21 protein-coding genes, 3 tRNA genes and 4 other RNA genes are annotated in these 23,515 nt (G+C 55.5%); 23 read left to right on the top strand and 5 right to left on the bottom strand.

Annotation, left to right across the window (positions count from 1 at the left end; all coding sequences use genetic code 11):
* The first annotated feature begins 40 nt into the window (after positions 1-40).
* From sucC to AAIE03_RS11810, 20 genes are all read left to right on the top strand, one after another.
* On the top strand, positions 41-1,207 hold the full coding sequence (gene sucC, locus AAIE03_RS11905) for an ADP-forming succinate--CoA ligase subunit beta (protein WP_013025065.1): 1,167 nt from the start codon (positions 41-43) through the stop codon (positions 1,205-1,207).
* Positions 1,207-2,082, top strand: a complete 876-nt coding sequence (sucD, locus tag AAIE03_RS11900; protein WP_013025067.1) for a succinate--CoA ligase subunit alpha — start codon at positions 1,207-1,209, stop codon at positions 2,080-2,082. Before sucC ends, sucD begins: the two co-directional genes overlap by 1 nt.
* Before the next feature lie 632 nt (positions 2,083-2,714).
* Positions 2,715-4,286: a cytochrome ubiquinol oxidase subunit I gene (gene cydA / locus AAIE03_RS11895; RefSeq protein ID WP_019104975.1), complete on the top strand. Its 1,572-nt coding sequence runs from the start codon at positions 2,715-2,717 to the stop codon at positions 4,284-4,286.
* Positions 4,287-4,297: 11 nt separating this feature from the next.
* A complete protein-coding gene (gene cydB / locus AAIE03_RS11890; RefSeq protein WP_013025069.1) occupies positions 4,298-5,437 on the top strand; it encodes a cytochrome d ubiquinol oxidase subunit II in 1,140 nt (379 codons plus the stop codon).
* A gap of 14 nt (positions 5,438-5,451) precedes the next feature.
* Positions 5,452-5,565, top strand: coding sequence for a cytochrome bd-I oxidase subunit CydX (gene cydX, locus AAIE03_RS11885; protein WP_013025070.1), 114 nt, complete (start codon positions 5,452-5,454; stop codon positions 5,563-5,565).
* Positions 5,565-5,858, top strand: coding sequence for a cyd operon protein YbgE (gene ybgE, locus AAIE03_RS11880; RefSeq protein ID WP_014606292.1), 294 nt, complete (start codon positions 5,565-5,567; stop codon positions 5,856-5,858). Before cydX ends, ybgE begins: the two co-directional genes overlap by 1 nt.
* A gap of 181 nt (positions 5,859-6,039) precedes the next feature.
* Positions 6,040-6,444: a tol-pal system-associated acyl-CoA thioesterase gene (gene ybgC / locus AAIE03_RS11875; RefSeq protein WP_013025071.1), complete on the top strand. Its 405-nt coding sequence runs from the start codon at positions 6,040-6,042 to the stop codon at positions 6,442-6,444.
* Positions 6,441-7,127, top strand: a complete 687-nt coding sequence (gene tolQ / locus AAIE03_RS11870) for a Tol-Pal system protein TolQ (protein WP_013025072.1) — start codon at positions 6,441-6,443, stop codon at positions 7,125-7,127. The genes ybgC and tolQ overlap by 4 nt, the downstream gene beginning before the upstream one ends.
* Before the next feature lie 13 nt (positions 7,128-7,140).
* On the top strand, positions 7,141-7,569 hold the full coding sequence (gene tolR, locus AAIE03_RS11865; protein ID WP_014606291.1) for a colicin uptake protein TolR: 429 nt from the start codon (positions 7,141-7,143) through the stop codon (positions 7,567-7,569).
* Positions 7,570-7,595: 26 nt separating this feature from the next.
* On the top strand, positions 7,596-8,783 hold the full coding sequence (gene tolA / locus AAIE03_RS11860; protein ID WP_498563017.1) for a cell envelope integrity protein TolA: 1,188 nt from the start codon (positions 7,596-7,598) through the stop codon (positions 8,781-8,783).
* A 115-nt stretch (positions 8,784-8,898) separates the two neighbouring features.
* Positions 8,899-10,194 (top strand): Tol-Pal system beta propeller repeat protein TolB, encoded by a 1,296-nt coding sequence (gene tolB, locus AAIE03_RS11855; RefSeq protein WP_014593198.1) that lies wholly within the window; start codon positions 8,899-8,901, stop codon positions 10,192-10,194.
* Between the two features lie 52 nt (positions 10,195-10,246).
* Complete coding sequence (gene pal, locus AAIE03_RS11850) at positions 10,247-10,771, top strand: peptidoglycan-associated lipoprotein Pal (RefSeq protein WP_014593199.1); 525 nt, start codon at positions 10,247-10,249, stop codon at positions 10,769-10,771.
* 9 nt (positions 10,772-10,780) lie between these two features.
* The gene (gene cpoB, locus AAIE03_RS11845) at positions 10,781-11,587 is read left to right on the top strand and encodes a cell division protein CpoB (RefSeq protein WP_013025077.1); all 807 of its coding nucleotides are present in this window, start codon (positions 10,781-10,783) and stop codon (positions 11,585-11,587) included.
* 166 nt (positions 11,588-11,753) lie between these two features.
* Positions 11,754-11,829: transfer RNA gene (locus tag AAIE03_RS11840), tRNA-Lys, on the top strand.
* A gap of 59 nt (positions 11,830-11,888) precedes the next feature.
* Positions 11,889-11,964, top strand: a tRNA-Lys gene (locus AAIE03_RS11835).
* Between the two features lie 54 nt (positions 11,965-12,018).
* Positions 12,019-12,094: transfer RNA gene (locus AAIE03_RS11830), tRNA-Lys, on the top strand.
* A 44-nt stretch (positions 12,095-12,138) separates the two neighbouring features.
* Positions 12,139-12,270, top strand: a non-coding RNA gene (locus AAIE03_RS11825) — RtT sRNA.
* 44 nt (positions 12,271-12,314) lie between these two features.
* Positions 12,315-12,446: non-coding RNA, RtT sRNA (locus AAIE03_RS11820), on the top strand.
* Between the two features lie 31 nt (positions 12,447-12,477).
* Positions 12,478-12,609: non-coding RNA, RtT sRNA (locus AAIE03_RS11815), on the top strand.
* Between the two features lie 31 nt (positions 12,610-12,640).
* A non-coding RNA gene (locus tag AAIE03_RS11810) (RtT sRNA) lies at positions 12,641-12,771 on the top strand.
* Positions 12,772-12,935: 164 nt separating this feature from the next.
* On the opposite strand, the gene AAIE03_RS11805 is transcribed toward AAIE03_RS11810, so the two are convergent.
* A complete protein-coding gene (locus AAIE03_RS11805; RefSeq protein ID WP_024472427.1) occupies positions 12,936-14,771 on the bottom strand; it encodes a methyl-accepting chemotaxis protein in 1,836 nt (611 codons plus the stop codon).
* Positions 14,772-14,899: 128 nt separating this feature from the next.
* Entirely contained in the window at positions 14,900-16,342 is a 1,443-nt protein-coding gene (locus AAIE03_RS11800; protein WP_014593202.1) for an AlkA N-terminal domain-containing protein, read from the bottom strand.
* Between the two features lie 158 nt (positions 16,343-16,500).
* On the opposite strand from AAIE03_RS11800, the gene AAIE03_RS11795 reads away from it, so the two are divergent.
* From AAIE03_RS11795 to pnuC, 3 genes are all read left to right on the top strand, one after another.
* The gene (locus tag AAIE03_RS11795) at positions 16,501-17,007 is read left to right on the top strand and encodes a methylated-DNA--[protein]-cysteine S-methyltransferase (protein WP_019106133.1); all 507 of its coding nucleotides are present in this window, start codon (positions 16,501-16,503) and stop codon (positions 17,005-17,007) included.
* A gap of 133 nt (positions 17,008-17,140) precedes the next feature.
* Entirely contained in the window at positions 17,141-18,202 is a 1,062-nt protein-coding gene (nadA, locus tag AAIE03_RS11790) for a quinolinate synthase NadA (RefSeq protein WP_014593204.1), read from the top strand.
* Positions 18,203-18,227: 25 nt separating this feature from the next.
* A complete protein-coding gene (gene pnuC, locus AAIE03_RS11785) occupies positions 18,228-18,950 on the top strand; it encodes a nicotinamide riboside transporter PnuC (protein WP_014593205.1) in 723 nt (240 codons plus the stop codon).
* Here pnuC and zitB read toward each other — a convergent pair.
* Genes zitB through AAIE03_RS11770 form a run of 3 tightly spaced genes read right to left on the bottom strand, consistent with a single transcriptional unit; the run spans position 18,944 to position 23,515 of the window.
* A complete protein-coding gene (gene zitB / locus AAIE03_RS11780; RefSeq protein ID WP_024472424.1) occupies positions 18,944-19,900 on the bottom strand; it encodes a CDF family zinc transporter ZitB in 957 nt (318 codons plus the stop codon). The two genes, pnuC and zitB, sit on opposite strands and share 7 nt — an antisense overlap.
* Entirely contained in the window at positions 19,878-22,952 is a 3,075-nt protein-coding gene (locus AAIE03_RS11775; protein WP_014593207.1) for a hybrid sensor histidine kinase/response regulator, read from the bottom strand. Before AAIE03_RS11775 ends, zitB begins: the two co-directional genes overlap by 23 nt.
* On the bottom strand, positions 22,934-23,515 hold the full coding sequence (locus AAIE03_RS11770; protein ID WP_022623683.1) for a LuxR C-terminal-related transcriptional regulator: 582 nt from the start codon (positions 23,513-23,515) through the stop codon (positions 22,934-22,936). Before AAIE03_RS11770 ends, AAIE03_RS11775 begins: the two co-directional genes overlap by 19 nt.

Here is a 23,515-nt window from a genome sequence, read left to right as displayed (position 1 = left end):
AATCTCAATACTCTTTTCAGATCTGAATGGATAGAACATCATGAACTTACACGAATACCAGGCTAAACAGCTGTTTGCACGGTATGGCATGCCAGCACCGACCGGCTACGCCTGTACTACACCACGTGAAGCAGAAGAAGCGGCATCGAAAATCGGTGCAGGCCCGTGGGTAGTTAAATGTCAGGTTCATGCCGGTGGCCGCGGTAAAGCGGGCGGTGTGAAAGTGGTTAACAGCAAAGAAGACATCCGTGCTTTCGCTGAAAACTGGCTGGGCAAACGTCTGGTGACCTACCAAACTGACGCCAATGGTCAGCCGGTAAACCAGATTCTGGTTGAAGCGGCAACCGATATCGATCAGGAGCTGTACCTGGGTGCCGTGGTTGACCGTGCAACCCGTCGCGTCATCTTTATGGCATCGACCGAAGGCGGCGTGGAAATCGAGAAAGTGGCAGAAGAAACGCCACACCTGATCCACAAAATGGCGCTTGATCCACTGGCCGGTCCACAGCCTTATCAGGGCCGTGAGTTAGCCTTTAAACTGGGCCTGACCGGTAAGCAAGTCAGCCAGTTCACCAAAATTTTCATGGGTCTGGCCACCATGTTCCTGGAGCGCGATCTGGCGATGGTTGAGATCAACCCGCTGGTGATCACCAAGCAGGGCGACCTGATCTGTCTGGATGGCAAACTGGGTGCCGATGGCAATGCCCTGTTCCGTCAGCCAGAGCTGCGTGAAATGCGCGATCCAAGCCAGGAAGATCCTCGTGAAGCGCACGCGACACAGTGGGAACTGAACTATGTTGCGCTGGAAGGCAACATCGGTTGTATGGTTAACGGCGCAGGCCTCGCGATGGGTACGATGGACATCGTTAAGCACCACGGTGGCCAGCCAGCGAACTTCCTGGATGTCGGCGGCGGCGCGACCAAAGAGCGCGTAACCGAAGCCTTTAAAATCATCCTGTCTGACGACGCGGTGAAAGCGGTATTCGTTAACATCTTCGGCGGCATCGTGCGTTGCGACCTGATCGCAGACGGCATCATCGGTGCAGTAGCAGAAGTCGGTGTTAACGTACCGGTCGTGGTACGTCTGGAAGGTAACAACGCTGAACTGGGCGCTAAGAAACTGGCGGACAGTGGTCTGAACATCATTGCAGCAACCAGTCTGACAGACGCGGCACAGCGTGTTGTTGCTGCTGCGGAGGGTAAATAATGTCCATTTTGATCGACAAAAACACCAAAGTCATTTGCCAGGGATTCACCGGCGGACAGGGAACTTTCCACTCTGAGCAGGCGCTGGCATACGGCACGCAGCTGGTTGGCGGCGTAACACCGGGCAAAGGCGGCACCACCCATCTGGGCCTGCCGGTGTTCAACACCGTGCGTGAAGCCGTTGAAGCCACAGGCGCGACCGCAACCGTCATCTATGTGCCAGCTCCGTTCTGCAAAGACGGTATCCTGGAAGCTATCGATGCAGGTATCAAGCTGATCATCACCATCACCGAAGGCATCCCAACGCTGGATATGCTGACCGTGAAGATGAAGCTGGATGAAGCAGGCGTGCGCATGATCGGGCCAAACTGCCCGGGTGTGATCACTCCTGGCGAATGTAAGATCGGCATCATGCCGGGCCACATTCACCAGCCTGGCCGTGTCGGTATCGTCTCGCGTTCCGGTACCCTGACCTATGAAGCCGTTAAGCAAACCACCGATATCGGTTACGGTCAGTCTACCTGTGTCGGCATCGGCGGCGACCCGATCCCGGGCTCTAACTTCATCGACATCCTGAAAATGTTCCAGGACGATCCACAGACTGAAGCGATCGTCATGATCGGTGAAATCGGTGGTAGTGCGGAAGAAGAAGCTGCTGCGTTCATCAAAGAGCACGTGACCAAGCCGGTTGTCGGCTACATTGCGGGCGTAACGGCACCGAAGGGCAAACGTATGGGCCACGCTGGCGCCATCATTGCCGGTGGTAAAGGAACGGCAGACGAGAAGTTTGCTGCGCTGGAAGCCGCAGGTGTGAAAACCGTACGCAGCCTGGCTGACATCGGCGATGCCGTGAAAGCGGTTCTGCCAGCCAAATAAGCGGTCTGAGCGGAATGCATTAAGCCACCTTCGGGTGGCTTTTTTTATCGTTTAAACCTGAGCACGCCTTTTTGCCGCATAACTGATTGGCGTCGTGCCTTAAATAACATAAAATAATCTTAAGTATTTCCGTGGTGTTTGGTATGCTTTATCTGACCTGGCTTTTGGGGCGCAAAAAGAATGGGCGTTATTAAACACGCTATAAAGTTAAATATTTATATAAAATTAAATTGCCCGGTGACACATTTTTAACAAAGCTTCCGTTTAAACATATTTCCCACATTATTTCCTTATTCCAAATCAATTTCCCGCCATATATAACAAACTTTACTGCTAGCAAAGGGCGCGGTTAAGCGCTTAAATTGCGCTGCATCAATCCAGCCTTTTAAAAAAATAATCAAACGTTTGTTCAAATACGGGAAAGCATCAATTTTTAAATTATGCCCCGTTAAACGTCTGAACCACGCGGCTGCATTGGTGTTTCACAGGTTACCGTTAACGGTTACGCCCTCATCCCAGGCCGCACACAGTACTGTCCTGTCGATGACAAAACTGGAATCAATAATCAGTCGTTCCTGACTCTTATTCAGTCTGTACGGATACAGAGTTAAGGTGAGGAGCAAGGAGTCATTATGCTAGATATTGTCGAGCTGTCGCGTTTACAGTTTGCCTTAACAGCCATGTACCATTTTCTTTTCGTACCTTTAACGCTCGGTATGGCGTTTTTGCTGGCGATAATGGAAACGGTCTATGTGCTGAGCGGCAAACAAGTTTATAAGGATATGACAAAATTCTGGGGCAAGTTATTTGGTATTAACTTTGCGCTGGGCGTGGCGACCGGACTGACCATGGAGTTTCAGTTCGGCACCAACTGGTCTTACTATTCTCATTATGTCGGCGATATTTTTGGCGCGCCGTTAGCTATTGAAGGATTAATGGCTTTCTTTCTTGAGTCCACCTTTGTTGGCCTGTTCTTTTTCGGCTGGGATCGGCTGGGCAAAGTTCAGCACCTGGCCGTGACCTGGCTGGTGGCGCTGGGATCCAATATGTCGGCGCTGTGGATTCTGGTGGCAAACGGCTGGATGCAAAACCCAATTGCCTCTGAGTTTAACTTTGAAACCATGCGCATGGAGATGCTGAGCTTCTCTGAGCTGGTCTTAAATCCAGTCGCCCAGGTGAAATTTGTTCACACCGTCGCGGCAGGGTACACCACCGGTGCCATGTTTATTTTAGGCATCAGCGCCTGGTATTTACTGAAAGGCCGCGACACGGCGTTTGCCAAACGCTCTTTTGCTATCGCGGCAAGTTTCGGTATGGCAGCTGTATTGTCAGTCATCGTGTTGGGCGACGAGTCCGGTTACGAAATGGGCGATGTGCAGAAAACCAAGCTGGCGGCCATTGAAGCCGAATGGGAAACCCAGCCTGCTCCGGCTGCCTTTACGCTGTTCGGTCTACCCGATCAGGCATCACAAGAGAACCACTACGCCATTCAAATTCCTTATCTGCTGGGACTCATCGCCACCCGTTCTACGGATACGCCGGTAACGGGCCTGAAAGAGCTTATGACCCAACATGAAGTTCGCATTCGTAACGGGATGAAAGCCTACGCACTGTTAAATGAACTGCGCAGCGGGAATACCGATCCGGCCGTGCGTGATGCCTTTAATCACAGCAAAAAAGATCTGGGTTATGGTCTGTTGTTGAAGCGCTATACGCCAAACGTCTCAGATGCCAGCGAGGCGCAAATCAAGCAGGCAACACAGGATTCCATTCCACGCGTGGCGCCGCTGTATTTTGCCTTCCGCATCATGGTGCTCTGCGGCGTGCTGTTACTCGGCGTTATCACGCTGTCGTTCTGGAGCGTCATTCGTAATCGTATCGGCAAACATCGCTGGTTACTCAAGGCCGCGCTGTATGGCATTCCGCTGCCGTGGATTGCGGTTGAAGCAGGCTGGTTTGTGGCGGAGTACGGCCGTCAACCCTGGGCGATAGGCGAAGTGCTGCCAACGGCCGTGGCGAACTCGTCGCTCACCGTTGGGGATATCCTGTTCTCCATGGGGCTGATCTGCGGTCTGTATACCCTGTTCCTGGTCGCCGAGATGTACCTGATGTTTAAATTTGCCCGGTTGGGTCCAAGTAGCCTGAAAACGGGTCGTTATCACCATGAGCAGATGGCGAAAACCGTTCAGCCGGTACGTGGATAAGGAGAACCGCCATGTTTGATTACGAAGTTCTGCGCTTTGTCTGGTGGCTGCTGATCGGCATTTTGCTGGTGGGCTTTGCCGTCACTGATGGCTTTGATATGGGCGTGGGCATGCTGACGCGCCTGCTGGGACGCACCGATACCGAGCGTCGGGTAATGATTAACACCATTGCGCCGCACTGGGACGGTAACCAGGTCTGGTTAATTACTGCGGGTGGTGCGCTGTTTGCCGCCTGGCCGATGGTTTATGCGGCAGCGTTTTCAGGATTTTATGTGGCAATGATTCTGGTGCTGGCGTCGCTGTTCTTTCGTCCGGTGGGCTTTGATTACCGCTCTAAGATTGAAGACAAGCGCTGGCGCGGCGCCTGGGACTGGGGCATTTTTATCGGCAGCTTCGTCCCTCCTTTGGTGATTGGCGTGGCCTTTGGCAACCTGCTCCAGGGTGTGCCGTTTCATGCTGATGAGTATATGCGCCTGTATTACACCGGTAACTTCTTCCAGTTACTTAATCCCTTTGGCCTGCTGGCAGGGGTGGTGAGCGTCGCCATGATACTGGCGCAGGGCGCAACCTACCTGCAGATGCGCACGAACGGCGAACTGTACCTGCGCGCACGCGCCACGACCCAGATTTCCACGCTGGTGATGATGGTGTGCTTCGCACTGGCGGGCGTGTGGGTGAAGTACGGCATTGACGGTTATGTGGTGACCAGTACGCTTGATCACTATGCGGCCTCGAATCCGCTGGGTAAAACCGTGGTGCGCGAAGCCGGTGCCTGGATGGTGAATTTCCAGCAGCATCCCGTGCTGTGGTTATTCCCACTGCTGGGCGTTGTGCTGCCTCTGCTGACGGTGCTGTGCTCACGTATGCACAAAAGCGCATGGGCGTTTGTGTTCTCTTCACTGACGCTTGCCTGCGTCATTATGACGGCCGGTATTGCCATGTTTCCGTTTATTATGCCTTCCAGCACGGTACCGGGCACCAGTCTGACCATGTGGGATGCAACCTCCAGTCTGCTGACGCTGAAAACCATGACCTTTGCCGCGATTATTTTTGTGCCCATCATCCTGCTTTACACCAGCTGGTGTTACTGGAAGATGTTTGGCCGTATCACCAAAGAGCATGTTGAGAGCAACAGCAACTCACTGTACTGATAAGGAGTCAACACATGTGGTATTTTGCCTGGATTCTTGGCACCTTGCTGGCCTGCGCCTTTGGTATCATCACGGCGCTGGCCATAGAGCATATCGAAGACAGCGCCGCATCGGATCGACAATCCTGATGAGCGGATGGCTACAGACGACCTGTCGTCTGATGGATAAGGGCCCGTTCCGGGCCCTTTCACTGGTGCTGGCACTCTGGCTGGCGGGATGTCTGCTGTGGAATCCCGCACGTTATGCCAGCGGTGCTGGCGGCATTCTGCTGTGGCAGGGCGTGTTGCTCATCTGGGCGGTATGCACCGGCGTGATTTACGGTGTTGGGTTTCGTCCGCGACGATTACGCTGGCGTGCTCTGTTTACCCCTTTACCCGCATTAGTGATACTCTTGTGGGGCGTAAGCCGGTTTTATCTCTGACAGCCCGTCAGCATTTTACGCTGAAGCGTGAGTTTACTTCAGCGTCTGGTCAAGAAACCTCCACTAAAGCCTTCCGGTTGTAACCAACTGATAATTATTTTCTCCTGGCCCTGGCAGCCCATTCCCAACCCCAATTGTCTTGCGTATAGTAGCAACGTTTAAAACGAGGCCGGGATGTAGAGTGAGTACAACGCTGTTTCGCTGGCCGGTTCGGGTCTACTATGAAGATACCGATGCCGGTGGTGTGGTTTATCACGCCAGCTATATCGCTTTTTATGAACGAGCACGTACCGAAATGTTGCGTCAGCATCATTTCAATCAGCAGACGCTGTTAGAACAGCAGATTGCTTTTGTGGTGCGGCGCATGACGGTGGACTATCTTTCGGCGGCGCGTCTTGACGATCTTCTGGAAATTCAGAGTGAAGTGACATCAATGACCCGGGCGACGATGACATTTACCCAGCGTATCGTGAATGCAGAAGGCAAAGTGCTCAATGAGGCAGAAGTCCTGATTGCCTGCATCAACCCACACCTAATGAAGCCGATTGCGCTTCCCAAGTCTATTGTCGCGGAGTTCAAGCAGTGACTGACATGAACGTTCTTGATTTGTTCCTGAAGGCGAGCCTTCTGGTCAAACTTATCATGTTGATTTTGATCGGCTTTTCGATTGCTTCATGGGCAATCATTATCCAGCGCACGCGTATTCTGAATGCGGCGGGAAGGGAAGCTGATGCCTTTGAAGACAAATTCTGGTCCGGCGTTGAGCTTTCTCGCCTGTATCAGGAAAGTCAGGCGCGTCGCGAAGAGCTGGCAGGCTCGGAGCAAATCTTTTACGCCGGCTTCAAAGAGTTCGCACGTCTGCATCGGGTCAACAACCATGCGCCTGAGGCGGCAGTGGAAGGGGCGAGCAGGGCGATGCGCATTTCCATGAATCGTGAGCTGGAAGCGTTGGAAAATCACATTCCCTTCCTTGGCACCGTAGGGTCCATCAGCCCGTATATTGGTCTGTTTGGTACGGTGTGGGGGATTATGCATGCCTTTATTGCCCTGGGCGCCGTAAAGCAGGCCACGCTACAGATGGTTGCGCCGGGTATCGCAGAAGCGTTGATCGCGACCGCTATCGGTTTATTCGCGGCAATTCCTGCGGTAATGGCTTATAACCGACTGAACCAGCGCGTCAATAAACTGGAACAGGGCTATGACAACTTCATGGAAGAGTTCACGGCTATCCTGCATCGTCAGGCTTTTTCCAGCGACAGCGCTAAGTAAACAGAGGTAAATGATGGCCCGAGTGCGTGGTCGCGGTCGCCGCGAGCTAAAGTCGGAAATCAACATTGTTCCACTGCTGGACGTCTTGCTGGTGCTGTTGCTGATTTTTATGGCGACGGCCCCGATCATTACCCAAAGCGTGGAAGTGGATTTGCCGGATGCGACGGATTCGAAGACGGTTTCCAGTGATGATAATCCGCCTGTAATTGTAGAAGTGTCCGGTGTGGGCCAATACAGCATGGTGGTGGATCACGATCGTTTATCGCAGCTACCCCCTGAACAGGTGATTAGCGAAGCGCAACGTCGTCTGGAAGCCAATCCGAAAACTGTCTTTCTGATCGGCGGTGCCAAAGAGGTCCCTTATGATGAAATCATTAAGGCGCTGAACCTGCTGCATCAGGCTGGAGTTAAATCTGTCGGTTTGATGACGCAGCCGATTTAAAGTCGAACCGTTTTTGGGAACCGAGTGTGTCGAAGGCAACCGAGCAAAACGAAAAATTAAAGCGCGCGATAATCATTTCGGTGATTCTGCATATCGTGCTGATTGCGCTGCTGATATGGAGCTCATTTAATGAGCACATTGAAGCCAGCGGAGGCGGCGGCGGGAGCGATATCGAGGCAGTTATGGTCGATCCCGGTGCGGTGGTTGAGCAATATAATCGTCAGCAGAATCAGCAAAGCGACAGTCAGCGTGCCGAGCAGCAGCGCCAGAAACAGTCACAACAGCAGGCCGAAGAGCTCCAGCAGAAGCAGGCGGCTGAACAACAGCGGCTGAAAGAGCTGGAAAAAGAACGCCTGCAGGCCCAGGAAGACGCGAAGCAGCAGGCGAAAGCCCAGGCTGAACAGCAGAAAGCAGCCGCTGACGCGAAAATAAAGGCTCAGGAAGACGCTAAGCAGGCTGCGGCCGAGGCGAAGAAGCAGGCTGAGCAACAGGCGAAAGCCGCCGCGGCCGAAGCAAAGAAACAGGCTGAACAACAGGCGAAAGCCGAGGCTGCCGAGGCCGCGAAACAGGCCAAGGCTGAAGCCGCGAAGCAGGCTAAAGCGGAAGCCGCTAAAGAAGCCAAAGCGGCAGAAGCGAAAGCCGCCGCCGAAGCTAAAGCCGCGGCCGCGCAGGAAGCTAAAGAGAAAGCGGCGGCTGAAGCCAAAGAGAAAGCCGCGAAAGAAAAAGCCGAAGCCGCAGCAAAAGCCAAGGCCGATGCTGCCGCAAAAGCCAAAGCAGACGCGAAGGCAAAAGCGGAAGCAAAAGCGAAAGCGGCGGCTGAGGCAGCGAACGACAGCGACGTCGACGATCTGCTGGGCGGCTTAGCGTCCGGTAAGAATGCACCGAAAAGCGGCGCCTCTGGCGGTGCTGCAGGGCAGGGCAACCAGAAGAAAGCGGGTGCCTCTGGCGCAGATGTGAACGCGTACCTTGGCCAGATTACCAGTGCTATCCAGAGCCGTTTTTACGATGCGGACCTGTATAGCGGCAAAAGCTGTGACTTACGTATTAAACTTGCTCCTGACGGTATGCTGATTGATGTGAAATCAGAAGGGGGCGATCCGGCGCTCTGTCAGGCTGCCATCGCGGCAGCGAAGCAGGCACGTATTCCGAAACCGCCTTCACAAGCGGTGTACGAAGTGTTTAAAAACGCGCCGATGCGTTTCAGACCGCAATAATGCAGTAACCGGCGGCAGGTTGATCTATGGTTAGCTTGCCGTACTCTAGTTGTACTCGTGGTTTTCAGGAACAGTGCCAATTATCGCGGACTCAGGTTCAGATAAGGGAGATAAAATGAAGCAAGCTCTTCGCGTAACGTTAGGCTTTTTTATCCTGTTGTGGGCAGCAGTGCTGCACGCAGAGGTTCGCATTGAAATCACCCAGGGCGTCAACAGCGCGCGTCCCATTGGTGTGGTTCCGTTCAAGTGGGCAGGCCCTGGCGCGGCACCGGAAGATATCGGTGGCATCGTCGCGGCTGACCTGCGTAACAGCGGTAAGTTTAATCCGCTCGATCGTTCTCGCCTGCCACAGCAGCCGACCAGCGCGCAGGAAGTTCAGCCTGCTGCATGGAGTGCACTGGGCATTGATGCTGTCGTCGTAGGACAGATTCAGCCTAACGCCGACGGCAGCTATCAGGTATCTTACCAGCTGGTCGATACGGCAGGTGCTCCGGGTACCGTGCTGGCGCAGAACTCTTACAAAATCACGAAACAGTGGCTGCGTTACGCGGCGCATACCGTGAGTGATGAAGCGTTCCAGAAACTGACGGGCATCAAAGGGGCATTCCGTACTCGTATCGCCTATGTGGTGCAGACCAACGGCGGTCAGTTCCCTTACGAACTGCGCGTGGCGGACTACGACGGCTATAACCAGTTCGTCGTGCATCGTTCACCACAGCCACTGATGTCACCGGCCTGGTCGCCAGACGGCAGCAAAGTGGCCTACGTGACCTTTGAAAGCGGCAAGTCGGCGCTGGTTATTCAGACGCTCTCGAACGGCGCGGTGCGTCAGGTGGCTTCATTCCCACGTCATAACGGTGCTCCGGCGTTCTCGCCTGACGGCACCAAACTGGCGTTCGCCTTATCGAAAACCGGTAGCCTGAATCTGTACGTAATGGACCTGGCTTCTGGTCAGATTCGTCAGATCACCGACGGCCGTTATAACAGTACTGAACCGACCTGGTTCCCGGACAGCCAGACGCTGGCTTACACCTCTGACCAGGCTGGCGCACCACAAATTTATAAGATTGGTATCAATGGTGGTTCACCACAGCGTATTACCTGGGAAGGGGCTCAGAACCAGGATGCTGATGTGGCCAGCGATGGTAAATCAATGGTGATGATTAGCACCAGTGGCGGTGCTCAACACGTCGCCAAACAGGATCTGGTAACGGGAGCCGTTCAAACGTTAACGGACACGTTCCTGGATGAAACGCCGAGCCTGGCACCAAACGGCACTATGGTGATCTACAGCTCTACTCAGGGCATGGGTTCCGTGTTGCAGTTGGTCTCGACTGACGGTCGTTTCAAAGCGCGTCTTCCGGCAACTGATGGACAGGTCAAATTTCCTGCCTGGTCGCCGTACCTGTAATGTTTGAGCTTTCTGACATTACAAAAAAATAAACAATAATGGGAATTTTCAAATGCAACTGAACAAAGTACTGAAGGGTTTAATGCTGGCTCTGCCAATCATGGCAGTTGCGGCGTGTAGCTCACACAAAAATAACAACAATGACCAGTCTGGCGCAGGTGCTGATGGCGCTTACGGTGCTAACTCTGGCATGAACGGCAACGGTAACATGTCTTCTGATGAGCAGGCGCGTCTGCAGATGCAACAGCTGCAACAGAACAACATCGTTTACTTCGGTCTGGACAAATATGACGTTCAGTCTGACTACGCTCAGATGCTGGATCAGCACGCTAACTTCCTGCGTAGCAATCCATCATACAAAGTGACCATCGAAGGTCATGCGGATGAGCGCGGTACGCCAGAATACAACATCGCCCTGGGCGAGCGTCGTGCTAACGCCGTTAAGATGTATCTGCAAGGTAAAGGCGTGTCAGCTGACCAGATGTCTATCGTTTCTTACGGTAAAGAGAAGCCGGCCGTTCTGGGCCACGACGAAGCGGCTTACGCTAAAAACCGTCGTGCCGTACTGGTATACTAAGAGAATCATATGGTTAGTAACTTCAGACATCACCTGTTGAGTCTGTCGTTACTGATTGGCGTAGCGGCCCCCTGGGCCGCTAATGCCCAAGCGTCAATCAGTAGCGTTGGCTCCGGCTCGGTCGAAGACCGCGTCACCAGTCTAGAAAGAATCTCAAACGCCCAGGCACAGCTGATGCAGCAACTGCAGCAGCAGATGAGTGATAACCAGCGGGATATCGACTCGTTGCGTGGGGAAATCCAGCAAAATACCTATCAGCTGAACCAGGTTGTTGAGCGCCAGAAGCAGATCTATCAGCAGATCGACAGTCTGAGCAGCAATAACAGCAACGCCAGCCAGCCAGCCGCAGGTGCCGGTGATAGCGCCGGTGCGGGCGCGGCAGCAGCCTCTGGCACGGATTCCGGTGCCGCAGCAGCCGGCGGCAGTGCGCCGGTACAGAGTGGCGATGCCAACAGCGATTACAATGCTGCTGTCGCGCTCATTCTGGAGAAAAAACAGTATGACCAGGCGATCGCTGCGCTACAGGCGTGGGTGAAACGCTATCCGGATTCGACGTATCAGCCGAATGCCAATTACTGGCTGGGGCAGCTGTTTTATAACAAAGGCAAGAAAGACGACGCCGCGTATTATTACGCCACGGTGGTGAAGCAGTATCCAAAATCTCCCAAGGCTGCTGAAGCGTTGTTAAAGGTTGGCGTGATCATGCAGGAGAAAAACGACACGGCGAAAGCCAAAGCCGTTTATCAACAGGTGATCAAACTTTATCCTGATACCGAATCTGCTAAGCAGGCGCAAAAACGGTTGTCTGGTATGTAATTTGTGCAGGTTTGACCGGATATCGAGTGATTTCTGGTCTTGCCGCATGAAAGGTAGGCAATTGAACCCTTTAACAGAAAATAAGGGTTGCGCTACCTCGGTAAATCAGTAATATATGCCGCCGTTGCCGGGACACATTGCAGATGTGTCTGGCAAGCCTGAAGATGGGTCGTTAGCTCAGTTGGTAGAGCAGTTGACTTTTAATCAATTGGTCGCAGGTTCGAATCCTGCACGACCCACCATCTCCCGCAGGACGTTGTTCCCCAAGAGAACCTTCAGTATTGCTTCACAACCTTAAGATGGGTCGTTAGCTCAGTTGGTAGAGCAGTTGACTTTTAATCAATTGGTCGCAGGTTCGAATCCTGCACGACCCACCATCTTAACCTCAGGCATTATTGGTGAATGTGTTTGAGCGGTTGTCAGCCCCGAGCGGGTCGTTAGCTCAGTTGGTAGAGCAGTTGACTTTTAATCAATTGGTCGCAGGTTCGAATCCTGCACGACCCACCAATTCAGGAAAGAGCGCCCTCCGGGCGCTCTTTTCGTTTGTCGCGCCGCGTATTTAAACGTGCGGGATGAGAACCTGCAGCAGGTTCGACTGAATCGCGCAGCGATTCAGGCTGATGCGTCAGCATTACCCGGAGGGCGAGGCCCGCCGGGCCGAGGCAATCCTGCACGACCCACCAATTCAGAAAAGAGCGCCCAGTGGGCGCTCTTTTCGTTTGTCGCGCCGCGTAGTTAAACGTGCGGGATGAGAACCTGCAGCAGGTTCGACTGAATCGCAGAGCGATTCAGGCTGATGCGTCAGCATTACCCGGAGGGCGAGGCCCGCCGGGCCGAGGCAATCCTGCACGACCCACCAATGTTGAAAGGCGCCCTAAAGGCGCCTTTTTGCTATGCGTAAAACGTGCGGGATGAGAACCTGCAGCAGGTTCGACTGAATCGGGCAGCGATTCAGGCTGATGCGTCAGCATCACCCGGAGGGCGAGGCCCGCCGGGCCGAGGCAATCCTGCACGACCCACCAATGTTGAAAGGCGCCCTAAAGGCGCCTTTTTGCTATGCGTAAAACGTGTGGGATGAGAACCTGCAGCAGGTTCGACTGAATCGCGCAGCGATTCAGGCTGATGCGTCAGCATTACCCGGAGGGCGAGGCCCGCCCGCTGAGGCAATCCTGCACGACCCACCCATTCAGAAAAGCACGCCCACCGGGCATTTCGTCAGGCGTGCAGTGCGGTTAAACGTGCGATAAGCGCCCGCCACAGGCCGACTGAATCATCCGCCTCCTTGCTAGCCATCTGCCATAAAAAAAGCGCCCTGTGGGCGCTTGTGTGGCGTGAGGCATCAGCAGGATTAGCGTGCGGCGGTCTGGCCCGGTTCGAGATTGAACTGTTTCAGCAGCGTTTCGAGCCGCAGCGCCTGATCTTCCAGGGCATTGGCGGACAGGGCAGAGGCGGAGACCAGCGAGGCGTTTTGCTGCGTGGTGCTGTCCAGCTCCGATACCGCCCGGGCGATCTGCTCAATACCGCGGCTTTGCTCGTCAGAAGCCGAAGAGATCTCACCCACAATATGATTGACGCGGGAAATGGCATTCACCACCTGTCCCATTCTCTCGCCCGCACGCGCAACGCGGTTATTGCCTTCGGCAATCTGACCAACGGATGCACTGATGAGCTGCTCAATGTCTTTCGCCGCCTGAGCGCTGCGCTGAGACAGATTACGCACTTCGCTGGCGACCACCGCAAATCCGCGCCCCTGTTCGCCCGCCCGCGCCGCTTCAACCGCCGCATTCAGTGCCAGGATATTGGTCTGAAACGCGATGCTGTTAATGACGGCAGTGATCTCGGCAATTTTTTTGGAACTGGCAGAGATGTCGCCCATGGTTTGCACCACTTCACTCACCGCAGCACCGCCTTGCTCAGCCTGCAAAGAGGCTTCCGCCGCTATCTGGCTGGCATGGCGAGCGTTATCCGCGTTGTGCTTCACCGTCACGGTGAGCTGCTCCATGCTGGCAGCAGTCTGCACGACAGCCGCTGCCTGTTGCTCAGTCCGTGAGGAAAGGTTGTGGTTGTCGCTGTTAATACTGCTCGCCGCCTGGGAGACGGTGAAGACGCTGTCGCGGACTTCCTGAATCATCGTCCGCAGGCGGTGATTCATTGCGCCCATTGCACCGGCCAGCTTGCTAAGCTCATCACGGCCGCCCGGTTTGATATCGGCACTTAAATCCCCGCTGGCGATGCGCTCGGCCAGCAGCAGGTTGTTTCGGACAGGGGCGGTGATCTGACGGCTGATCAGCCAGGCGATGAGAATACCCAGCAGAACCGCAATGCTGACCGTCAGCAGCGTCAGATTAATTGAACCGTGGGTCAGGTTGCTGTTTTCAACTTTCATCTGCTGCAGAAGCATTTTAATGATGGCACTGCTTTTATCACCGTCCGTTTTAACGGCGCTTTCCGCAACGCTGAGTTCGCGAAAGCCTGCCGCGTAACGCTCACTGAGTTGTTTCACGTCAAGCGTTGCGCTCCACAGTGCGTTCAACTGCGTCTGTGCCTCCGGGGGCAACTGCGGTAATAAGGCGGAGAGGCTGGACTGAATCGCCCTGGCTTGCTGTTCAAGCTGCACCTGAAGCGTAGCGGCATTAACCGGGTCGTAGCGCAGTAACTGAAGCTGATCGCGTAGCTGGCTGATGGCGAGAAGCTGCTGGAACAGTACGCTGGCATCGGTCATCTGCGTTTTAATTAACGCTTCATACAGGGTTGACTGGCTTTGCATGTTGCGCTGATCGAGCTGTTTACCCGTGGCGGCCAACGTCTGGACTGCCTGGGTCATGGTGGTGATGCTGCTTTGAAAGTGACTGAGTTGACTGGCGATAGCCTGAAGTTCGGCCTGCTGTTCAGGCTGCCATGTGAACTGCTGAGCATCCTGAGTGAGCTGAGAGGCGTGGGCAATGTAATCTGCCATCACTTTGCCGGCTTTTTCATCCCCATAAAGCAGTTTGAGCCGGTTGACTTTGGCCTGAAAGACATCAATGTTGATATCGTAAATCAGGGTGCTTTGTTCATAAACATCACGAATATTTTTAAAGCGTAATACGCTGATACTGCCCGAGCCCACCACTAACAATAAAACGAGTCCAAATCCTAAACTGAGTTTGTGCGCAATTTTTGTATTTTCTAACCGCAACCCCATGACTTCTGCCTCCTGCCCATGTCAACGATGTTAAGCCAAATTGGTTATCGGTTGCACAGGGCAGGAGTTTAGTAAGAACGCGGTTATTTTTTTGATAATGCAGAAATTATGAGCGCGCCGCGTAAGGCTTACAGGCTTTTCCAGATATGCATCACGGCATAGCTGCGCCACGGGCGCCACTGCTGCGAACGAACTTCTGCGGCCTTAGGCGTCAGGCCTCCCAGCTTATTGCGTATAGCAATATCCTCTTTGGGAAAAGCATCAGGCCAGCGCAGTGCGCGCATGGCGATGTAATGCGCGGTCCAGGGGCCAATGCCCGGCAGCGCGACCAGCCGCGTCATAATCTCATCGGGCGTGAGCGTAGCGTTAAAACGCAGGCTGCCCTCAACACAGGCACCTGCAAACGCCAGAATCGCTCTGGCTCGCGCGCTGACAATCCCAAGGCTGGCAATCTCATCGACCGTCGCCTGTGCGATGCGCTGTGGCTGGACAGTATAGCGGGACAGGTCCGGGAATGGCGTCGAGCAGGGCTCACCAAACGCCTGGGCAAAACGGCTGCTGAGGGTGGTCGCTGCTTTCACGGTGACCTGCTGACCCAGAATGGCACGGACGCCCATTTCAACGCTGTCAAACGCGCCAGGCACGCGCAGGCCGGGAGCGTCATGAAGGCTTTGTGCCAGCAGAGGATCCTGCTGCAGGTGAGCCGCAATTCGCTGCGGCTGCGCGTTCAGGTCGAACAGATCGCGCAGGCGGCGCAGGAGTGCAGGTAATACCGGCGTCAGGGACAGCGTGAACTCAACGCGGAGCGCATGCCTGGCCGGGAGCGGTGAAACGCTGACCCAGCCGCGATACTGACCCAGCGCCACGGTTCTGCGGTAGGTTTGGCCCTCAACGGCTTCAATCTCTTTCATCAACCGCAACTGCAGAAAATCCAGCATTGCCTGCCAGTCATAGGGCGGGCGATAGCTGAGCTGTAGTTGCATGGTATCGCCTGGCTGCTGTGTGGGTTGCGGCGCGGTTTTTCGCAAGGCGCCGGGTGTCATGCGATAGCGGGCCTGGAACACGTCATTAAAGCGCCGTAAACTGCCGAAGCCGCTGGCGTAGGCAACATCGGTAACCGGGAGCGTGGTTTCAGTCAGTAGCTGCTTGGCCAGCAACATGCGCCGTGTCTGTTTCAGCTCCAGCGGGGTGACGCCTAACTCCTGCTGCACAATCCGCCGCAGCTGACGGGCACTCATGCCAAACTCGGTGGCGATGTCGTCCAGTCCTGCGTGCTCTTCCAGCAACCCCTCTTCAATGCGCTGCACCAGACGGTCGGCCACTCTGTGGGCATTGTCGACGGGCGCATTACCGGGTGCCAGTTCAGGACGACAGCGCAGGCAGGGGCGAAAACGCGCTTTCTCCGCGGCCTCAGCACTGCTAAAGAACACGCAGTTTTTTTGCATCGGCGGCTTAACCGGACATATCGGACGACAATAAATGCCGGTTGAGGTCACGCCAACAAAAAACACGCCGTCAAAACGCGTATCCCGCGACGTTAACGCCTGGTAAGCCGTATCTGGATCAAACATGGTTGCTCTCCGGCAAATAGCGACAGCGTAGCGCTGGCGGATGAGATTGACTGGCTGTTTTCGGACAGCACATCAGTTTATTGTAATGACCGAAAACAGCCAGTTTGACGCTAAAAAAGTGCGATAATGCCCGACAGAATGATGATGGGAGGAACAGCATGTATTACTGCAAACCTGTGACAACCCCGGTCGGCGAACTCACGCTTATCGCCAGCGATCGCGGTCTGGCGGCCATTTTATGGCAGGACGAAGTGCGCAGACATCCCCGCTTATCGCCGGTAGAACGCGACGATAACCATCCGGTGCTGCGCGAAACCGAAACCCAGCTGCACGAGTATTTCGCGGGGACGCGCCAGCGTTTTACCTTACCGCTGGATTTCGCCGGAACCGACTTTCAGATAAAAGTGTGGCAGGCGCTGCTCACCATTCCCTTTGGCGAAACGCGCAGTTATCGACAAATTGCCGAGGCGATTGGTCATCCTGCCGCGGTGCGCGCGGTGGGCGCGGCGAATGGCCGAAACCCGCTGTCGATTGTGGCGCCCTGTCATCGGGTGATTGGGACGAATGGCAAACTGACCGGCTTTGCGGGCGGGCTGGCGGTCAAAGCCTTCTTACTCAAGCTGGAAGCGCCCCAGCAGGGGCTTGTCGGCCTCTCTTCATCGTAGCGAACAAATAAAACACGACACTCTGCCGCTTTTCCGCTATCGTGTTTAGCATATAAAACACGATGGCGATATTTACGTCCTGTTGAGCCATAACTGGCGATTTTCGTTAATTTTACAGAACGAGAGCGGTGTCATGAGCGCAATCTTTGATCCAGAAAATGCTGTTTATCCTTTTCCCCCGAAGCCTGCCCGGCTGAACGACGAGCAAAAAACCTTTTATCGGGAAAAAATTAAAGCGCTGCTTAAGGCTCGCAATGCCGTGATGGTGGCGCATTACTACACCGATCCTGAGATTCAGGCCCTGGCGGAAGAAACCGGTGGCTGCGTCTCTGACTCGCTCGAAATGGCGCGCTTCGGCAGCCAGCATGCGGCCGGTACGCTGCTGGTGGCCGGCGTCCGGTTTATGGGGGAAACGGCCAAAATCCTCAGCCCGGAAAAAACCGTCCTGATGCCCACGCTTGAAGCCGAATGCTCGCTGGATCTTGGCTGTCCGATTGAGGAATTTAACGCCTTTTGCGATGCCCATCCCGATCGTACAGTCGTGGTTTACGCGAATACCTCGGCGGCGGTGAAAGCGCGCGCCGACTGGGTGGTCACCTCCAGTATCGCGGTGGAATTAATCGAGCATCTGGATAGCCTGGGTGAGAAGATTATCTGGGCACCCGATCGGCATCTGGGGCGCTACGTCAGTCAAAAAAGCGGGGCCGATGTGTTGTGCTGGCAGGGCGCCTGCATCGTCCATGATGAGTTCAAAACCCAGGCACTGCAGCGGATGAAGGCGCTTTATCCGGATGCGGCGGTGCTGGTTCATCCCGAATCGCCCCAGGCGATTGTGGATCTGGCCGATGCGGTAGGCTCGACCAGCCAGCTGATTCAGGCTGCCAAAAGCCTGCCGCATCCGCAGATGATCGTGGCGACCGATCGCGGTATCTTTTACAAGATGCAGCAGGCGGTGCCCGACAAAATATTGCTGGAAGCGCCGACGGCAGGCGAAGGTGCGACCTGCCGAAGCTGTGCGCACTGCCCCTGGATGGCCATGAACGGACTGCAAGCCATTGCCGAGGCGCTGGAGTCAGGTGGGCAGGCACATGAAATTCACGTGGATGCGGCGCTGCGTGAAGCCGCACTGGTACCGCTGAACCGTATGCTATCCTTTGCTGCAAATCTCAAACATAACGTGAAAGGAAACGCGTAACGCGCGTCTTTGACAGGTGGCTGATATGGATTTTTTTAGCACACAAAATATTTTAGTGCACATCCCCCTGGGGGCCACGGGCTACGATCTCTCATGGATTGAAGCCATTGGGACACTGGCGGGCCTGCTGTGTATCTGGCTCGCCAGTCTGGAAAAGATCGTCAACTATGCGTTTGGTCTGCTAAACGTCACGTTGTTTGCGGTGATCTTTTTTCAAATTCAGCTTTATGCCAGCCTGCTGTTACAGCTGTTCTTTTTTGCGGCTAACGTTTATGGCTGGTACGCCTGGAGTCGGCAAACGTCGGATCATCAGGCCGAGTTAACTATACGCTGGTTACCGCGCGCAAAAGCCATTGGCTGGGCGGTTGGCTGCGTGATCGCGATTGCGTTTATGACGGTGTATATCGATCCGGTCTTTGCCTTTCTCACTCAAATGGCGGTGAGCCTCATGAATGCGGCGGGCTTTGCCGTGGCGATGCCCACGCTGCAGCCGGATGCGTTTCCCTTCTGGGACGCCTGCCTGATGGTGCTGTCGATTGTGGCCATGGTGCTGATGACGCGTAAGTACGTCGAGAACTGGCTGCTTTGGGTGATTATCAACGTCATCAGCGTGATGATATTTGCCCGTCAGGGGGTTTACGCGATGGCGCTGGAGTACGCTATTTTGACGTTGATTGCGCTCAATGGCTCGAGGATGTGGATAATCAGCGCACGAAAACAGGGTTCTCGTGCGCTGTCTGCTCAGTGATGATGTGCGTGCTCACCGTGCTCGTGATGGTGGTGAGCTCCCTCAATCACCGGCGTGTTAAGCGCGCAGTCCGGTCCCACACAGGGCTGAAACTCCATCTGCACCGTCGCGTGTTCAATTTGATAATGGTCGTGCAGATAGGTGTGAATGCGGCGCAGTAAACCATCATGATCGCGTGGCGGGATCACCTGAACGTGCAGCGTTAAAATCGGCTTCTCGCCCACCTGCCAGATATGCACATGATGAACATCGCGCACCTCTGCAATATTACGCTTCAGATCGCGTCTGAGCTTAGTCACATCCAGCGAATCAGGCGCGCCTTCCAGTAGCTCATGAAAACTCTCCCGCAGCAGCGCCCAGGCGTTACGCAGTATCAGCAGTGACACCAGAATCGACAAAATAGGGTCAGCAGGCGTCCAGTTCGTCAACAGAATGATGACCGCCGCGACGATGGCACCTACCGAACCCAGCAGGTCGCCCATCACATGCAAGGCGGCCGCCCGCACGTTGAGGTTCTTCTCTTCACTGCCGTGGTGCAGCAGCCAGAATGAGAGAATATTCGCCAGCAGCCCGCCAATAGCAATGCCCAGCATCAGGCCGCCGGTGATGGGCTGCGGATGGGAGAAGCGTTCAATGGCTTCCCAGACAATCAGGAAGGTAATCAGGATCAGGGCAATAGCGTTAACGAAGGCGGCCAGCGTGGTAAGCCGCAGCAAACCAAAGGTATGACGATCGTTGGGTTTACGTTTGGCAAACTGTACGGCCAGTAATGCCATCAGCAGCGCGGCGGCGTCGGTCAGCATATGACCTGCATCCGCCAGCAGGGCCAGTGAGCCTGAAATCCAGCCGCCAATCACTTCCGCGACCATAAAGAGCGCCGTCACGGCAAAGGCCGCCATCAGGCGCTTACGGTTGGTGTCCTGACCGCTATGAGAGTGGGTGTGTGCCATAAGTATCCAGTTTGAGTAATAACCTGTCGGTCAATGATATCAGCAATTGCCATTCTGCTGAGCTGTCCTGCTGGTGCTTCGCCTTGTCAGACAGCTGCTGACAGAGCCTTGCCCCTTCTTCAATGCCAATCAACAGCCAGCTTCCTTTCATACGGTGTGCTGACTCGGCCAGCTGCGTCGCGTCACCGGTCTGGTGCGCGGCATACAGCTGTGCCCGATCTTTCTCCAGGGTATCACGTAATGTTTTACCCAGTCGGTTAAGAAATTTCTCGTTTTGCTGTGCCAGCTGCCACAGATTGTCCTCCACTGACGCCAGCGGATCGTCGCGGAAGTCTGCCAGTATCTCGCCGATATCCTGTAGCTGAACCGGTTTAATCAGCACGCGCTCGTTCGCAGCCAGCTGCACGTTAAGTAACTGCGCATCGGCGGAACACAGCACCCGTCGCTGCCTGCCGCCACGCTGTCGTTGCCGACGGCGTAACAGGCGCAGCAGCAGCGTGCCATCAGGACGCGGCATCATCTGATCGATAAACAGCAGGTCGTAAGGGCAGCGCGCATCGGCCAGCAGCAGATCGCGGCCATGCTCAAAACAGTCAGCCTGAACAGCAAAGCGGGCAAGCTGCTGCTCCATGACGATCAGGTTGGTGGGATGATCGTCAACCACCGCCACGCGCAGCCCCGGAAAGCCCGGCAGGGCGGTCGGGTCGCTGTCAGGAACGGGATCACAGGGGATCAGTGGCAGCACGATCGTGACATCCGTGCCTTTGCCGGGTACGGAATGGAGTGCAATATCGCCGCCCATCCGCTGCACCATCTCCCGACAGATAAACAACCCCAGTCCGCTGCCCTGGACCGATACGGCTTTTCCCGACGGTGCCTGGTACCAGGGATCGAACAGTTTACGCTGCTCCTCTGCCGGGATGCCGCTGCCGTTGTCGCTCACGGTTAACTGCAACCTGTCCGTGGCCGACAGCGTCAGGCGAATCAGGCCCTGCCGGGTAAATTTAAACGCGTTGGTGATGAGATTATTCACGACCTGCTGCAGGCGATCGGCATCCATCATAATCGCGTCAGGCAGCGGGGTCAGGGCTTCAACCTGCAGCCGCGGCCCCTCCGGGCGCATCAACGGGTGGTAGAAATGGCGCTGCTGCGCCAGCCAGGGGGCTAGCGCCAGCGGACGGGGCGACAGGGCAAAACTGTTATTTTCAATACGCGCATGATCCTGCAGATCGTTAAGCAGCGTCATCAGTGACTGCGCGCTGCGGTGCAGCAGTTGCAGGTTGTCACTGGAACGCTGCTGTTTTTCCAGCTCCAGCAAGCCCAGTATCGCCTGCATGGGCGTGCGCAGTTCGTGACTGACCGTCGCTAAAAACTGGCTTTTCATCGCGTTGGCGCGTTCGGCCTGCTCACGCTGTTGACGGTCACGTCGCTGTTGCCAGTAACGCCGGGCAAGCAGCACCAGCAAAATCACGATGGCGACGCCGCCCGTCAACAATACGGCCACCGGCAGAACACGCATCGCCGCAACGCTGCCAGGTTGCGGTGGCATCGACCAGCGATCGCGCATCTGGTTTTGCGTATCGGCGGGGATCTGTTGCAATGCGCGATCCAGAAGGGAACGCAGCTCGGGCCGATCGGGCGCGATGCCCACCGCGATGGGCCACGCAATATCGCTGGCGGCAAAAGCCAGATGAATCTGCGGATCGTTGCGGCTGGCAATCCGCCAGCGCGCGGACAACACGTTATCCACTAAGGCATCAATCTGCCCGGTTGCCAGCGCATCGTACAGGCTGTTTCGGTCGCTGTAGCGTTGAACCTGCGCGTTCTCAGGAATAAGGCGTTGCGCCAGGTCATTCTGCAGAATTCCGATGCGCTTGCCTGCCAGATCGCTCCAGTGCGACCAGTCAGCTGGCTGGCGGATATAAATGCCCCACAGCGCGCGCCAGACCGGCAGGCTGGTACTTTGCGTTTCGCCGTTAAGCGGCTGCATCAGCTGTAACATCACCTGGTGCTGAGCGATCAGACTGGCGGCCTCCTGAGGGTTACTGACCCAGCGCGGGGTAAAACGTAATCCTGTGCTTTGGGCCACCGCGTTGAGCAGATCAATACCGTAGCCCCGCGCGGTGCCGTTGCTGTCACGGTAACTCCAGGGATAGTTATCCGCTTCAGCGGCGTAGGCCACAACCGGGTGGGCCGTTATCCACTCGCGCTCGCTGGCGCTAAGCATCAGCGTCTGCGTGTCCTGATAGCGGGGAAGACTGCTGCTCCAGCGCGCCTGCAGGGTACTCATCAGCTCGGCGGGGAGCTGACGCAGACTCTCGTTCAGCCACGCGATAAGCGCCGGATCGCGCGCCACGGCGCGCAGGTTGAGCTGACCGGCATCGATGCCGGAAGCGATTTGGTAGATTTGTCCCTGTTGCAACTGACTCAACAGAAAACCCGCGCTGGTTTCATCCGCCACAACGTAATCGTTCTGCTGATTCAACAACGTATAGAGCGCCTGAAGATCGCTGCCGTAGGTTCGCCACTGATGACGGGCCGCCAGGGCCGGGGGCAGCTGGGCCAGCGTGAGATGACTGATAGCCAACTGAGCATTATGACTATTGAACATCACGGCACGCTGGTTCTGCTGATTGCGATAAATACGCAACGGACTGCTAAACCAGCTGTCGCTGGCGACCGTATTGGCTGGCAGGGGCGGGGCAATCATTCCCAAAGCAAAATCTATCCGGCCGTCCGTTAGTGCGCCTAATAAGTCAGCCTGAGTGGCATAAAGACTGAGCGTGAACTGCGCCCCGGTTAACTGGTGCAGCGCGGCCAGGTAATCGGCATCGATGCCGTAGAGATCGTTACCCACCCGCATTGTCCAGGGCGCATTATTCTCCTCCAGCAGGCCGACCCGCAAGACTTTGCCCTGCATCAGCTCGGCGCCTTTGACCGGCATCATCATGGGCAGACTGATGCTGCTGACCGGGCGCACATCGGCCTGCGCTAGCGTGGTAAACATCAGCAGGAACAGGAGCAGCCAGCGTCTCACTGCTGTGCTTTCCATAAATCAGCCAGCTCAACGACGGAGCGGGTGCCGGTTTTTTCCAGAATATTCTTTTTGTGGGTGCTGACGGTTTTGTTACTGATATGCAGCCGCTCGGCAATTTGCAGGTTGGATAAGCCACTGGCCAGCAAAGCCAGTATCTGGCGCTCTTTACTGGTCAACGGCAGTTCCGGCTCGTCAGGACAGTCGGGGAAGGCGGCGTGCCCACCGAGTACCGCCAGAATCGCACTGAGTAACTGCTCCATGCGTTGGCTCTTCACCACATAGCCCGCCGCGCCCAGGGCCTGAGCGCGCCTGACGTAGTGGCTAGTTTGCTGGGCAGAATAAATCAGCACCGGGCAGTCGGGTAAATGGATTTTCAGGCGACGCAGGATCTCCAGCCCATCACCATCGGGCAAGCCGATGTCCAGCACGACGATATCGGGCGGAAGCGAGAGAAAAGCGCGGGCGGACTGTTCGCTGCAGGCGGAATAAAGTTGAAGAGGAATGGGGGATTTAGCTAACGCAGCTTCGAGTGCTACTTCAACCAGTGGATGATCGTCTATCAGAAGCAGTGAGGCCAT

The sequence above is a fragment of the Pantoea sp. Ae19-2 genome (genome assembly GCF_059801205.1).
Note: the sequence above shows the minus strand (reverse complement) of the source record. Positions and strands in the feature narration are given on the sequence as shown.